This is a genomic window from Pseudomonas sp. Irchel 3E20 (assembly GCF_900187645.1).
GTDB lineage: Bacteria > Pseudomonadota > Gammaproteobacteria > Pseudomonadales > Pseudomonadaceae > Aquipseudomonas.
The window spans coordinates 325,331-338,823 of record NZ_FYEE01000002.1 but is presented as its reverse complement, the minus strand read 5'-3'; the positions used below and the strand labels follow the sequence as shown (position 1 = coordinate 338,823).

The window sequence follows — 13,493 nt, the reverse complement described above, 5'->3', positions numbered from 1 at the left end:
ATACTCGACCTGACGGTCTCGCCCCCAATCAATCAATCTGAATCGTCGCTGTTCGCCTGCATCAGACCGCTTCATCCCAAACTTGGTTGCAGACGCCAAGCGCCGGCAACGACACTCTCACAAAACCCTAGCCGTGAATATCCAATAACTTGGATCTTACATCGCAACTAGAACAGGCTTTGTGAATAGATTCTTTGACCTGGACCCAAAACTTTTACTCCAAAGTCCCGGCTTTAAAAAACCAAGCCGAAAACACCAGAGGCGCGTATGCGAGCGACAACCCTGCAACGGGCTCCAGCATTCCCATCACCACAAACAGCGCAATGGGCAGTAGCCACAACACATTAATTGCAACTACAGCTAACGTTACCGCCCTGTGACTCTGAAACCTGCGAGCGGCAAATTGGTAGGCATGGCTGCGATGTGCCTGGAAAACCTTGTCACCGCGCAGCAAACGCCGCAGCAATGTCCAGGTGGCATCGACAACAAATACGCCTAACAAGATCACCCACCCCCAGAACAACTCGGGCCCGACCCATGCGGCTTGAAGCGCCAGAGCCCCAAGAATCAACCCCAGAAATCCACTGCCCGCATCTCCCATGAAGATACGGGCTGGGGGGAAGTTCCAGCACAGAAATCCAAGCACCGCACACGCCAGCATCAACGCAAGCCAGATCAGTGAAACCTGGCCACCCACCCAGTAAAGCAGACAAGCGCCCAGGCACACGCAAAGGGCCTCGACACTGGCCAAACCATCGATGCCATCCATGAAGTTGTATAGGTTGAGCATCCACACCAAATAAACCAGCGCTAGCCCGTTGCCCAGCCAACCCAGATCGACCAGCAAGCCAAAAACAGACAGAGGAGCGAGTCCGCCGATCCAGAAAAGCACCCAGGCCGCCGCGACAAAATGCCCCAAGAGCCGCCACTTTGCGGCAATGTGCCCATGGTCATCGGCAAACCCGATGCCGGCCACCAACAGCCCCGCCCCCAAAAAACCCTTGAGTTCAGCACCCCCAAGCCCATCAAGGCTGGCCAGCACAAGCATCGCAGTTGAAAAGGCCACAACAATCGCCATTCCACCACCACGAGGCGTGGGAATCGTGTGGGAACTACGCTCATTAGGCACATCCAACAAGCTTTGGGTGAGCGCGTAATGACGTAGAGCCAGCGTCAGTAACCAGGAAACGGCAAATACCACGGGTAGTAACCACCAGAAAATCATCGAGCCTTGTTATCCAAATAATGACGGGCAGTTTTTTCCAAGGCGCGCCCCACACTGACCGGCGGCAGCCATCCCAAGATCGCACAGGTTTTGGCCATATCAACCTGCAATGATCCGCACAGACGTTGAACCATGGCCCTTTTTCCCAGCATTGCGGCGGCCGAATTCAACAGTACACAGGGGATGGGGATGAGGTACGCACGCTTGCCGAGCGCCTCGGCCATGCGCTGAAGCAATTGAGTCGTGGAGAGGTCTTCACCATCACTGACCAGAAAGGTATTACCGCGAGCCGCGGGATGCTCAATACACGTCACGATGAGATCCACGAGGTTCTCGAGCGCAACAAAACTACGCCGGTTGTGAATCGCCCCCAGAGGCAAGGGAATACCTTTATGCAACCAGTTCATCATGCTCAGGAAATTGGCCTTGACCCCAGGCCCGAAGACCAGCGGCGGCCGGATGATGACTATCTCCATACCGGTTTCACGCCCAAGCACCGTCAAGGCACTTTCAGCTTCCCACTTCGATACGCCGTAGGGATCAGTAGGCTGAGGACTGTCCTCAGCACAAAAAGGGCTCCCTTGCACGGTCTCTTCACCATTGACCTTGATAGAACTGATAAAAACAAACCGCGTCACCCCAGCCTCGGCGGCCTTTTTCGCGAGCCGGACAGTGCCTTCGACATTGGTTTTACGGAACGCTGAAAGAGGATCAGCGCAGGTGTCATGCATAACGTGCACACGAGCTGCTGCGTGGACGACGACTTTAATGTTTTCGAGAGAAGGGAGTTCACTTTCACTATCAAGGTCAAAGCGAATGCTGGGGCAAAGACCACTTAACCTGGAACTACGCCGAACTGCGGCCACAGGAACGAACAGGCGATCCCTCAACAAACGAAAAACCAGCGCTTCGCCAACCCAGCCCGATGCTCCAGTAATTAAAACCTGCGCTCCATTCATTTAGTCTTACTTCCAATCAAGGCACTGGTGAGGCAGATAAAAAAGAAAAACAGCTTATCTCGAAAACGTCGTCTGCACTGCCAGGAATGAAGGGACAACCGAAGCAAGTGAATTCGTTCTAGTGGCAACCAAGTGCTGACAAAATGATCGTCCCCTCTACCAACCAAGCAAGTAATCATCCGCACCTGTTTAAACCACCATCCTTCATGAATAGTCTTGTAGCGGACCATGAGTGAAAAAAGGCTGGTATTGGCGCCCACCTGATTGTTTTCATGCTGCCTATATTGCATAGAGGGCACAGGGTCAATAAACCATTTAAAGTTCTGACTGCGAGCGAATGCGTAAAAGTACCAGTCATGCAGGCTAACACCCTGGAACGCCTTCCAGCGGGAGACTATCGAGTCCTTCAAGGGGTCAGCTAAGCGCCGGCTCAGCACATAGGTGCAGCCAGGGCCGGCGGCTTCAAACAAGAAGTCCCACGCAACTTGCGGCTGGGCCTTGTCGAGCAAGTGGGTCCTACCATCCTGCCAAAACGCAGTCACATTGCTTGAGTACGCATCATAGTCAGTGCTGCTCAGGGTCTGGACAGCCCGCCAAAGTTTATCCGGGTGCCAGATATCATCCTGATCGGCGAGCGCCACAAAATCGTAATCAGCAAACTCCACATCACGAATAAGACGAAAAAAATTTGGAGCGGCTCCACCAAAGCGACCCGCCTCTGCCAATACCACCACATTGGGGTGCGCATCGCTGAGCGTTGAACACCATATTTCAGTTCCATCGGTGGAAGGGTCGACGCTTATATAGAGAGTCACATCAACTGCCGACTGTTCAAGGATTGATTTCACCTGTTCATCAATCCACTGCATCCCGTTATAAGCGGCTAGTAGCACGGCTACTTTATAGGGTTGGTCCAAGGGCATTAAACATTCGCCTACGTTCATTGAACGTTGTCACACGCTGAGTTCTAGATCATATCAATGACAGGATAAATCCACGATTCTTTGCAGATACCGACCGTAACCGGTTTTCTTCAATCGCTGCGCCTGGATAGCCAACTGCTCGGTAGTAATCCATCCGTTGGCGTAGGCAATTTCCTCAAGGCACGCGACCTTGAGTCCTTGTCGATGCTCTATGGTGTGAACAAAATGGCTGGCTTCAAGAAGGGACTCATGGGTACCGCTATCAAGCCAGGCAAAACCTCGACCCAGCATTTCAACATTCAAAGAACCCTGCTGGAGATAAGCCAGGCTGACATCCGTGATTTCAAGCTCGCCGCGGGCAGAAGGTTTAATGCTTTTGGCGATATCAACAACCTGGTTATCGTAAAAATACAAGCCTGTAACGGCATAGTTTGACTTTGGCTTGAGCGGCTTTTCCTCAATACTCAGCGCCTGTCCATCGCCATCGAACTCTACGACGCCGAACCGCTCTGGATCAGACACGTGATACCCAAAGACCGTTGCACCGTGGGTTCGAGCATTAGCGACGCGCAAATTATCAGAAAAGTGCTGTCCGTAGAAAATATTGTCTCCAAGAATTAAGCAACATGGATCTTTGCCAATAAACTCTTCGCCAATAATAAATGCTTGGGCCAACCCCTCCGGGCGCGCCTGCTCGGCATAAGTAAGGTGGATACCGTACAAACTGCCATCACCGAGGAGCTTGCGAAAGCTAGGCAAATCCTCAGGCGTGGAGATAATGAGAATTTCTCTCATGCCTGCAAGCATCAATACCGATAGTGGATAAAAAATCATCGGTTTGTCATAGATAGGCAACATCTGCTTGGAGACGCCCAAGGTCAATGGGTGTAGACGCGTGCCTGAGCCGCCCGCGAGAATAATGCCTTTGCGACCTGAAGTAATCATGAGCGAAGCTTCCGTCAGCATTCCGGTACAACTTTCCTACAACCAGAAAATATAAAAATTAGTCATACCGAAGACTGCTGGTACAGACAATAAATACGCACCTACAATTCTACCTAACAGCCCTGCAGGTGGCGCTTTCACGATTAGTCGGCCAAAACTCAGGATGAAAAAAATCAAACCATACGTTTATGTAGCCTGGACTGGCGCCCAAGGAATAGCCTTAAGAGAGGGCCAGCCAACATACCAATAAGCAACGCAATCACCACCACCACCGATACAGGTAGTTGCGGGGCTGCCCACCCCAGAAACAGCAGGGAAACAGGCTGTTGATTTTCAAGCATAAAGGTGAGAATTACCAGAACCAACAATAGCCCTGTGACAGCCAGCATACTACGGCTCAGATTACGCATGAGTTGCTCCTTGGCTTCTAATCAAAGCCCTTCTTCCTCTTCTTCATTCACTCGATCGCGCAACTCTTTACCCGGTTTGAAATGGGGCACGAACTTTCCGTCGAGACTGACCGATTGACCAGTTTTTGGGTTACGGCCAACCCGTGGCGCGCGGTAATGCAGGGAGAAGCTACCAAAACCCCGGATCTCGATTCGATCACCGGTGGCCAGGCACTGGGACATTTGCTCAAGCATGGTCTTGATGGCCAACTCTACATCCTTAGATGAGAGCAGCCCTTGATGGGTGACAATTCGTTCGATCAACTCCGACTTCGTCATATTTTTCCCTTCTTTTTCAAGCAGCTAGATCAGCGCTCCAAAGGTTTTAGCATGCGGGAGAGATTTTGAACAGCCTACATATTGACTTATCTTTACGCCCTAGCAGACAAGGCTGACAAACCGCTTCGCGCCATCTTTCACCCTTCATAAGCGTGAAAAACCTCACCGACAGATAACCAGCATGCTGCGCGATAAATACCCAGCCGGGTTCCAGCCAAAGAGGTAATCACCAGGCTCCTCATTCACGTCGCTCGATTTAGTAATCACTTTGTAGCCAGCGGTACCACACTCTCTTGCGGCGCGCTTGTAGCACCTCTCCCAGCTCGATCCTAGCCCGGAGCAGTTAATTTCCACACCACTGACTCCGCGCACCACATGGGTTTTAGCCCCAGTTGTACAGCCCAGCAGAATCAAACTCGTAATAACGATACAAAAGCCCTTCATTTCGCGCCCTCGGCCAGAAACCCAACAAAACAGCATGCGCTTCGCTCAAAGCTTAGACCCGATTGAAATATAGGCGCACACAAGGAAATAGATACTGGGAGCAGCAGTTGGTTTCTTGCGATCAGCCACATGAAGTCGTGAGCATCCGAGGGAAAAGAACCATCAAATCGCAGGCACAAAAAAGGGCGACCGAAGCCGCCCTTTTTCTATGGTCCGACAGAACTTAGTTCTGTTTTTCCATCTGTGCACGCAACAGGTCACCCAGAGTGGTAGGACCAGCAGCAATGTCAGAGGTAGCTGGCTTGTCGCGCAGGCTCTGGATTGCTTCTTTCTCTTCAGCATCGTCTTTCGACTTGATGGAGAGCTGGATTACGCGGCTCTTACGGTCAACGCTGATGATCTTGGCTTCTACTTCTTCGCCTTCTTTCAGCACGTTACGCGCGTCTTCAACACGGTCACGGCTGATTTCGGAAGCTTTCAGAGTCGCTTCGATATCGTCGGCCAAAGTGATGATGGCGCCTTTAGCGTCAACTTCTTTCACAATGCCTTTAACGATTGCGCCTTTGTCGTTCTCTTGAACGTACTCGGAGAACGGATCGCTTTCCAGTTGCTTGATACCCAGCGAGATGCGCTCACGCTCCGGGTCAACCGACAGGATAACGGTGTCCAGTTCGTCGCCCTTCTTGAAACGACGCACGGCTTCTTCGCCCACTTCGTTCCAGGAAATGTCGGACAGATGAACCAGGCCATCGATGCCGCCGTCCAGACCAATGAAGATACCGAAATCGGTGATCGACTTGATGGTGCCGGAGATTTTATCGCCCTTGTTGAACTGGCCAGAGAAATCTTCCCATGGGTTAGATTTGCACTGCTTGATGCCCAGGGAGATACGACGACGCTCTTCGTCGATGTCCAGAACCATAACTTCCACTTCGTCGCCAACTTGTACGACTTTCGAAGGGTGGATGTTCTTGTTGGTCCAGTCCATTTCCGAAACGTGAACCAGGCCTTCAACGCCTTCTTCCAGCTCAGCGAAGCAGCCGTAGTCGGTCAGGTTGGTTACACGTGCGGTAACGCGAGTGCTTTCTGGGTAACGGGCTTTGATAGCAACCCATGGATCTTCGCCCAGTTGCTTGAGGCCCAGAGAAACACGGTTGCGTTCGCGATCGTATTTCAGAACCTTGACATCGATCTCGTCGCCAACGTTGACGATTTCGGAAGGATGCTTGATACGCTTCCAAGCCATGTCGGTAATGTGCAGCAGGCCATCGACGCCACCCAGATCGACGAATGCGCCGTAATCGGTGAGGTTTTTGACGATACCTTTGACTTGCTGGCCTTCTTGCAGGGATTCCAGCAGAGCTTCACGCTCGGCGGAGTTCTCTGCTTCCAGGACGCTACGACGGGAAACGACAACGTTGTTGCGCTTCTGATCCAGCTTGATGACCTTGAATTCCAGCTCTTTGCCTTCCAGGTGCGTGGTGTCGCGCACTGGACGAACGTCGACCAAAGAACCTGGCAGGAACGCACGGATGCCGTTAACGTCGACAGTGAAGCCGCCTTTAACCTTACCGTTGATAACGCCCTTGACCACTTCTTCGGCTGCGAAGGCTGCTTCCAGAACAATCCAGCATTCAGCGCGCTTGGCTTTTTCACGGGAGAGCTTGGTTTCACCGAAGCCGTCTTCAACCGAGTCCAGAGCAACGTGAACTTCGTCACCGACATTGATAGTCAGGTCGCCAGCGTCATTGTAAAACTGCTCAAGCGGGATGAGTGCTTCAGACTTCAGACCAGCGTGAACGGTTACCCAGCGAGCTTGGTAATCGATATCAACGATAACACCGGTGATGATGGAGCCTGCCTGAAGGTTCAGGGTTTTTAGGCTTTCTTCAAAGAGTTCCGCAAAGCTTTCGCTCATTTTAATTCCTGTTGATAAGGGCGAAGAATACGCCCATCTGCCACATCCCAGACGATGTGGGTTACGTTCATATAAAAGAAAAGCCGCAGGACTATGCCTGGAGTCCCCTGCGGTATTTCTTGGTCACCCGGCGATATCGCGAATGGCGATCTCGCTCATGATGCGTTCCAGCACCTGCTCGATGGACAACTCCGTGGAATCCAGCTGTATAGCGTCAGCCGCCGGTTTGAGCGGGGCTACTGCTCGCTGGGTATCGCGCTCATCGCGCGCACGGATCTCATCTAGCAGACTCGACAGACTAACATCATCGCCCTTGGCCTTCAACTGCAAGTAACGGCGACGCGCCCGCTCCTCGGCGCTGGCGGTCAGAAAAATCTTCAACGGGGCATCGGGGAACACCACCGTACCCATATCGCGGCCATCGGCCACCAGGCCTGGGGCCTCCTGAAACGCGCGCTGGCGTTGCAGCAGGGCTTCGCGCACCGCTGGCAACGCCGCCACCTGGGAGGCACCGGCACCAACGGTTTCGGTGCGGATGGCGTTGCTGACTTCGTCGCCTTCCAGGATCGTGCGCTGCAACTGGCCATCAGTGGCGGCAATGAACTGCACGTCCAGATGAGCGGCGAGCTGTTTGAGCAACTCTTCATTAGTCAGGTCGACGCCATGATTGCTCGCAGCAAAGGCCAGCAAACGGTAAAGGGCACCGGAGTCCAGCAAGTTCCAGCCCAAACGCTTAGCCAGGATTCCGGCAATAGTGCCTTTACCCGAGCCGCTTGGCCCATCAATGGCAATAACCGGCGCTTTGATATTCACGACTGAGCCTCTTGCGCGACGCGGATGCCGACCTGCGCGCATAGCGCGAGAAAGTTGGGGAAGGAGGTCGCGACGTTGGCGCAGTCATGGATGCGGATCGGTGCAGTGGCGCGCAAGGAGGCGACGCTGAAGGCCATGGCGATGCGGTGATCGCCGTGACCGTGTACTTCTCCGCCGCCGATCAGGCCGCCATCGATGATGATGCCGTCCGGCGTCGGCTCGCACTTGACGCCCAATGTCAGTAGGCCATCCGCCATGACCTGAATGCGATCGGACTCTTTCACCCGCAGCTCCTCAGCGCCACGCAGCACAGTACGCCCTTGCGCACACGCCGCAGCGATGAACAGCACCGGGAACTCGTCGATCGCCAGCGGAACCAGCTCTTCAGGAATCTCAATACCCTTGAGCTGCGCCGCGCGCACGCGCAGATCCGCCACCGGCTCGCCACCGACCTCACGCTGGTTTTCCAGGGTGATATCAGCCCCCATCAAACGCAGGATGTCGATGACGCCAGTGCGAGTCGGGTTTATGCCGACGTGCTCAAGCACCAGCTCGGAACCTTCGGCAATGGACGCTGCCACCAGGAAGAACGCGGAAGAGGAAATATCCCCCGGTACTTCGATATGGGTTGCGGTCAGCTTATGCCCGGACTCGACCGAAGCGGTGGCGCCATCCACCGCCACCGGGTAGCCAAAACCACGCAGCATGCGTTCGGTGTGGTCGCGGGTCGGTGCTGGCTCGGTAACAGTGGTCTTGCCTTCGGCATAGAGCCCCGCCAGCAGCAGGCAGGATTTAACCTGGGCGCTGGCCATCGGCATGCTGTAGGTCAGGCCTTTAAGCGGGTGACCACCACGGATCACCATGGGCGGTCGGCCTTCGGCGGCGGTTTCGATCACGGCGCCCATTTCCCGCAGGGGATTGGCTACCCGATTCATCGGCCGCTTAGACAGCGAAGCATCGCCCGTGAGGGTGCTGTCAAAACTCTGGGCGGCCAACAGCCCCGAGAGCAGGCGCATCGATGTACCGGAGTTGCCCAAGTAGATCGGGCCCGGCGCGGGTTTCAAGCCGTGCAAGCCTACGCCGTGAACGGTGACACGACCATGGTGCGGGCCTTCGATCACCACGCCCATGTCGCGGAACGCCTGGATGGTTGCCAAGGCGTCTTCGCCTTCAAGAAACCCTTCGACTTCGGTGGTGCCCTCGGCGAGGGAGCCCAGCATGATCGAGCGGTGGGAAATGGATTTATCGCCCGGTACACGGATCCGCCCAGTCAGGCGGCCACCAGGATTTGCCAGGAAAATCAGATCGTTGGAGTTCATAGCGTCCACATAGGCCCGGCGGGCCAGGATTTTACTGAAATGCTCGCGGGCAACCCGGGCGCGCGTAAAGACGCCCAACAGTTGGTGCCCATCCCCTGCATCGACCGCGTCGCGCAAGGCGTCGAGGTCGCTGCGAAATGTATCGAGTGTGCGCAGGACAGCATCGCGATTGGCGAGAAAGATGTCGTGCCACATAACCGGGTCGCTGCCGGCGATTCTTGTGAAATCGCGGAAACCACCCGCAGCGTAACGGAAGATCTCTAGGTTTTCATTGCGCTTGGCCAGCGAATCGACCAGGCCGAACGCCAGCAAATGCGGCAAATGGCTGGTCGCCGCCAGCACTTCGTCGTGGCGCTCGACCTGCATGTGCTCGACATCGGCGCCCAGTTCGCGCCACAAACGGTCGACCACCGCCAACGCACCCGGATCGGTTTGCGCCAGCGGCGTCAGGATCACTTTGTGGCGGCGGAACAGTTGCGCGTTGGACGCCTCCACCCCGCTCTGCTCGGAGCCGGCAATCGGATGGCCCGGCACGAACCGTGCCGGCATCTGGCCAAACGCCACGCTGGCCGCACGCACGACATTGCCCTTGGCGCTGCCGACGTCCGTCAGGATCGCCTGCCCCAGCCGCATGCCAGCCAAGCGCAGCAGCAGTTTTTCCATGGCCAGGATCGGCACCGCCAACTGGATCACATCCGCGCCTTCGCAGGCTGCAACCAGGTCTTCTTCACAGCGGTCGACGACACCCAGCTCCACTGCCAGCTTGCGCGACTGCGGGTCGAGGTCGACGCCAACCACTTCGCCACACAGCCCGCTTTCACGCAGGCCTTTGGCGAAGGACCCGCCGATCAGCCCCAGGCCCACCACCACCAAGCGCCCGATCATAGGTGCAGCAGATTGCAGCGCGGTGACATCAACCACGGGCCAGGACCTTGGCCAGCGCCTCGAGGAAGCGGGCGTTTTCCGCGGCCAGGCCAACGGTCACGCGCAGGTGGTTCGGCATGCCGTAATTGGCCACCGGACGCACGATCACGCCTTCATGCAGCAGGCCCTGGAACACGGGCGCTGCCACCCGGTTCAGGTCCACACAAAGGAAGTTGCCACGGGAAGGAATCCAGCCCAGGCCCAGCTCGCGCAAACCGGCTTCAAGCTGGGCCATGCCCGCCTCGTTCAACCGGCGGCTTTGCTCCAGATACTCGCTGTCCTGCAACGCGGCGCAGGCTGCGGCCAGGGCCAGGCTATTGACGTTGAAAGGCTGGCGCACACGGTTCAGCACATCGGCGACCACGGCCGAGGACAAACCGTAGCCGACCCGCAATGCCGCCAGGCCATAGGCCTTGGAGAACGTGCGCGAAACCAAAAGGTTCGGATAGGCCGCGAGAAAATCCAGGCCATCGGGCAGGTCGCTGCCCTCGGCGTATTCGATGTAAGCCTCGTCGAGCACCACCAGCACCCGCTCGGGCACGTCCTGCAGAAACTCGTCCAGGGCCTCGGCGCTGAACCAGGTGCCCGTCGGATTATTCGGGTTGGCGATGAAAACCACGCGGGTATTGCTGTCGATGGCTTCAAGCATCGCCGACAGGTCATGACCCCAGTCGATGGCCGGGATCACTCGGGCCTCTGCGCCCACAGCCTGGGTGACGATGGGGTACACCGCGAACGCGTGCTCGCTGAACACCGCATTGAGGCCCGGCGCCAGGTAGGCCCGCGCCACCAACTCGAGGATGTCGTTGGAGCCATTGCCCAGGGTCACCTGGTCCGGTTCCACGCGGCACTGCTCGGCTAACAGGGACTTGAGGGCAAAGCCGTTGCCATCGGGATAGCGGGTCAATTGCGCCAGTTCGGCGCTGATCGCTGCAAGTGCCTTGGGGCTGGCGCCTAGCGGGTTTTCGTTGCTGGCCAGTTTGACGATGCGGGCCGGATCGATATCCAGCTCACGTGCCAGTTCGTCCACAGGCTTGCCCGGAACGTAAGGCGAAAGTTGTTGCACGCCCGGCTGCGCCAGTGCGAGGAAGTCGCCACTCATTATCAACGCCCTTAAAGAACTGCTTTGGGGTAGGAACCCAGCACCTTGAGTGCCACGGCCTCCTGACTGATTTTTTCCAGCACGCCCTTGACCAGTGGGTCGCGGTGATGGCCGATAAAATCGATGAAGAACACGTAGGTCCATTTACCGCTGCGCGAAGGACGGGTCTCGATCCGCGTCAGGTCGATGCCGTTGTCGTGGAACGGCACCAGCAATTCGTGCAAGGCCCCCGGCTTGTTGCTCATCGAGACGATGATGGAGGTCTTGTCGTCGCCCGTCGGCGGCACTTCCTGGCTGCCGATCATCAGGAAGCGCGTGGAGTTATCCGGGCGATCCTCGATTTTTTCCGCCAAGCGCGTCAGGCCATAGAGGCCCGCCGCCATGTCGCCAGCGATGGCCGCCGAATTCCACTCACCCTTGACCCGCTTGGCCGCTTCGGCGTTGCTGGACACCGCCACGCGCTCGACATTCGGGTAATGGGCGTCCAGCCACTTACGGCACTGGGCCAGGGACTGGGCGTGGGAGTAGATGCGACTGATGCTGTCGGTCTTGGTGTTCTCGCCCACCAGCAAGTGGTGGTGGATACGCAACTCGACTTCGCCACAGATCACCATGTCGTGCTCGAGGAAGCTGTCGAGGGTGTGGTTGACCGCACCCTCGGTGGAGTTTTCCACCGGGACTACGCCAAAGTTCACCGCCCCGGCCGCTACTTCACGGAACACTTCATCGATGGCCGCCATGGGCTTGCTGATGACCGCGTGGCCGAAATGCTTCATGGCCGCAGCCTGGGTGAAGGTGCCTTCCGGCCCCAGATACGCGACTTTGAGCGGCTGCTCCAGGGCCAGGCACGAGGACATGATCTCGCGGAACAACCGCGCCATCTCTTCGTTACCCAGCGGCCCCTGGTTGCGCTCCATCACGCGCTTGAGCACCTGGGCTTCGCGCTCGGGGCGATAGAACACCGGCACTTCGCCCTCGGCCAGGGAGGCCATTTTCACCCGTGCCACTTCCTGGGCACAGCGCGCGCGCTCGCTAATCAGCTCTAGGACTTTCTCATCCAGGCTATCGATGCGCAGGCGCAGGGCCTTGAGTTCTTGCTCGGACATCAGCCGTGTTCCTTCTCGAACTCTGCCATGTACGCCACCAGCGCGTTGACCGCGTGGATGTCCACGGCGTTATAGATAGAAGCGCGCATGCCGCCCACCGAACGGTGGCCCTTGAGGTTCAGCAGGCCACGGGCCTCGGCGCCGACCAAGAACGGCTTGTCGAGACGGTCGTCGGCCAGGCGGAACGGCACGTTCATCCAGGAGCGATCGGTTTTATTGATTGGGTTGCTGTACAGGCCGCTGGCGTCGATGAAGTCATACAGGGTGCGCTGCTTGACCTCATTGAGCTTGCCGATGGCCGCCACGCCGCCCTGCTCCTTGAGCCACTCGAACACCAGGCCGGACAAGTACCAGGCCAAGGTCGGCGGGGTGTTGTACATCGAGCCGTTGTCGGCCGCGACCTTGTAGTCGAGCATGGTCGGGCACAGGGAGCGGGCGCGGCCCAGCAGGTCTTCGCGGATGATGTTGACGACGATACCGCTGGGGCCGATGTTTTTCTGCGCACCGGCGTAGATCATGCCGAAACGGGAGATATCCACAGGGCGCGAGAGGATGTCCGAGGACATGTCGGCCACCAACGGTACGTCGCCGGTCTCGGGCACCCAGTTGAACTCCAGGCCACCGATGGTTTCGTTCGGCGCGTAGTGCACGTAGGCCGCGTCACGGTTCAGTTGCCACTCGTTCTGGCCGGGAATGGCGAAATAGTCGTAGGGCTTGGCGGTGGCGGCGACGTTGACGTGACCGTAGCGCGAGGCCTCTTCAATGGCTTTCTGCGACCAGATACCGGTGTCGATATAGTCGGCCGAGCCGTTTTCCGGCAGCAGGTTGAGGGGGATCTGGGCAAACTGCTGGCTGGCGCCCCCTTGCAGGAACAGCACTTTGTAGTTAGACGGGATGTCCAGCAGGTCGCGCAGATCCTGCTCGGCCTTGGTGGCGATGGACACGAATTCGTCGCTGCGATGGCTCATTTCCATGACCGACAGGCCCTTGCCATGCCAATCGAGGAGTTCACCCTGCGCGCGCTGCAGGACTGCTTCAGGAAGCGCCGCGGGACCGGCACAGAAGTTATAAGCTCTCTTGCTCACAT

General features: G+C 56.9%; 13 protein-coding genes. All 13 read right to left on the bottom strand.

The features are described from left to right. Positions 1 to 214 precede the first annotated feature (214 nt). Positions 215 to 1,225 carry a glycosyltransferase family 4 protein gene (locus CKW13_RS04910; RefSeq protein WP_095107469.1) on the bottom strand — a complete coding sequence of 337 codons (1,011 nt, stop codon included), beginning with the start codon at positions 1,223 to 1,225 and terminating at the stop codon, positions 215 to 217. Further along, complete coding sequence (locus tag CKW13_RS04905) at positions 1,222 to 2,184, bottom strand: SDR family oxidoreductase (RefSeq protein ID WP_095107468.1); 963 nt, start codon at positions 2,182 to 2,184, stop codon at positions 1,222 to 1,224. The genes CKW13_RS04910 and CKW13_RS04905 overlap by 4 nt, the downstream gene beginning before the upstream one ends. Continuing rightward, positions 2,181 to 3,107: a glycosyltransferase gene (locus CKW13_RS04900; protein WP_095107467.1), complete on the bottom strand. Its 927-nt coding sequence runs from the start codon at positions 3,105 to 3,107 to the stop codon at positions 2,181 to 2,183. The genes CKW13_RS04905 and CKW13_RS04900 overlap by 4 nt, the downstream gene beginning before the upstream one ends. 54 nt (positions 3,108 to 3,161) lie before the next feature. Continuing rightward, positions 3,162 to 4,052 carry a glucose-1-phosphate thymidylyltransferase RfbA gene (gene rfbA, locus CKW13_RS04895; protein WP_095107725.1) on the bottom strand — a complete coding sequence of 297 codons (891 nt, stop codon included), beginning with the start codon at positions 4,050 to 4,052 and terminating at the stop codon, positions 3,162 to 3,164. 173 nt (positions 4,053 to 4,225) lie between these two features. Continuing rightward, positions 4,226 to 4,462 (bottom strand): lipopolysaccharide assembly protein LapA domain-containing protein, encoded by a 237-nt coding sequence (locus tag CKW13_RS04890; protein WP_095107466.1) that lies wholly within the window; start codon positions 4,460 to 4,462, stop codon positions 4,226 to 4,228. 21 nt (positions 4,463 to 4,483) lie between these two features. After that, positions 4,484 to 4,780 (bottom strand): integration host factor subunit beta, encoded by a 297-nt coding sequence (gene ihfB / locus CKW13_RS04885; protein WP_007899751.1) that lies wholly within the window; start codon positions 4,778 to 4,780, stop codon positions 4,484 to 4,486. Between the two features lie 162 nt (positions 4,781 to 4,942). Further along, positions 4,943 to 5,224 (bottom strand): hypothetical protein, encoded by a 282-nt coding sequence (locus tag CKW13_RS24715; RefSeq protein ID WP_095107724.1) that lies wholly within the window; start codon positions 5,222 to 5,224, stop codon positions 4,943 to 4,945. 223 nt (positions 5,225 to 5,447) lie between these two features. Continuing rightward, positions 5,448 to 7,142, bottom strand: a complete 1,695-nt coding sequence (rpsA, locus tag CKW13_RS04875) for a 30S ribosomal protein S1 (RefSeq protein ID WP_095107465.1) — start codon at positions 7,140 to 7,142, stop codon at positions 5,448 to 5,450. 123 nt (positions 7,143 to 7,265) lie between these two features. Then, positions 7,266 to 7,997 carry a (d)CMP kinase gene (gene cmk / locus CKW13_RS04870; RefSeq protein ID WP_095107464.1) on the bottom strand — a complete coding sequence of 244 codons (732 nt, stop codon included), beginning with the start codon at positions 7,995 to 7,997 and terminating at the stop codon, positions 7,266 to 7,268. Then, entirely contained in the window at positions 7,952 to 10,159 is a 2,208-nt protein-coding gene (locus tag CKW13_RS04865) for a bifunctional prephenate dehydrogenase/3-phosphoshikimate 1-carboxyvinyltransferase (protein WP_256576516.1), read from the bottom strand. The genes cmk and CKW13_RS04865 overlap by 46 nt, the downstream gene beginning before the upstream one ends. A 28-nt stretch (positions 10,160 to 10,187) precedes the next feature. Continuing rightward, positions 10,188 to 11,300 carry a histidinol-phosphate transaminase gene (hisC, locus tag CKW13_RS04860; RefSeq protein WP_095107462.1) on the bottom strand — a complete coding sequence of 371 codons (1,113 nt, stop codon included), beginning with the start codon at positions 11,298 to 11,300 and terminating at the stop codon, positions 10,188 to 10,190. Positions 11,301 to 11,311: 11 nt separating this feature from the next. Next, the gene (pheA, locus tag CKW13_RS04855; protein WP_095107461.1) at positions 11,312 to 12,406 is read right to left on the bottom strand and encodes a prephenate dehydratase; all 1,095 of its coding nucleotides are present in this window, start codon (positions 12,404 to 12,406) and stop codon (positions 11,312 to 11,314) included. After that, on the bottom strand, positions 12,406 to 13,491 hold the full coding sequence (gene serC / locus CKW13_RS04850) for a 3-phosphoserine/phosphohydroxythreonine transaminase (protein ID WP_095107460.1): 1,086 nt from the start codon (positions 13,489 to 13,491) through the stop codon (positions 12,406 to 12,408). Before serC ends, pheA begins: the two co-directional genes overlap by 1 nt. Between the last annotated feature and the right edge of the window lie 2 nt (positions 13,492 to 13,493).

Coding starts and splice junctions, on each gene's coding strand:
- CKW13_RS04910 (WP_095107469.1), bottom strand. CDS start 1,225: ATGATTTTCTGGTGGTTACTACCCGTGGTATTTGCCGTTTCCTGGTTA.
- CKW13_RS04905 (WP_095107468.1), bottom strand. CDS start 2,184: ATGAATGGAGCGCAGGTTTTAATTACTGGAGCATCGGGCTGGGTTGGC.
- CKW13_RS04900 (WP_095107467.1), bottom strand. CDS start 3,107: ATGCCCTTGGACCAACCCTATAAAGTAGCCGTGCTACTAGCCGCTTAT.
- rfbA (WP_095107725.1), bottom strand. CDS start 4,052: ATGATTACTTCAGGTCGCAAAGGCATTATTCTCGCGGGCGGCTCAGGC.
- CKW13_RS04890 (WP_095107466.1), bottom strand. CDS start 4,462: ATGCGTAATCTGAGCCGTAGTATGCTGGCTGTCACAGGGCTATTGTTG.
- ihfB (WP_007899751.1), bottom strand. CDS start 4,780: ATGACGAAGTCGGAGTTGATCGAACGAATTGTCACCCATCAAGGGCTG.
- CKW13_RS24715 (WP_095107724.1), bottom strand. CDS start 5,224: ATGAAGGGCTTTTGTATCGTTATTACGAGTTTGATTCTGCTGGGCTGT.
- rpsA (WP_095107465.1), bottom strand. CDS start 7,142: ATGAGCGAAAGCTTTGCGGAACTCTTTGAAGAAAGCCTAAAAACCCTG.
- cmk (WP_095107464.1), bottom strand. CDS start 7,997: ATGCGCGCAGGTCGGCATCCGCGTCGCGCAAGAGGCTCAGTCGTGAAT.
- CKW13_RS04865 (WP_256576516.1), bottom strand. CDS start 10,159: ATGATCGGGCGCTTGGTGGTGGTGGGCCTGGGGCTGATCGGCGGGTCC.
- hisC (WP_095107462.1), bottom strand. CDS start 11,300: ATGAGTGGCGACTTCCTCGCACTGGCGCAGCCGGGCGTGCAACAACTT.
- pheA (WP_095107461.1), bottom strand. CDS start 12,406: ATGTCCGAGCAAGAACTCAAGGCCCTGCGCCTGCGCATCGATAGCCTG.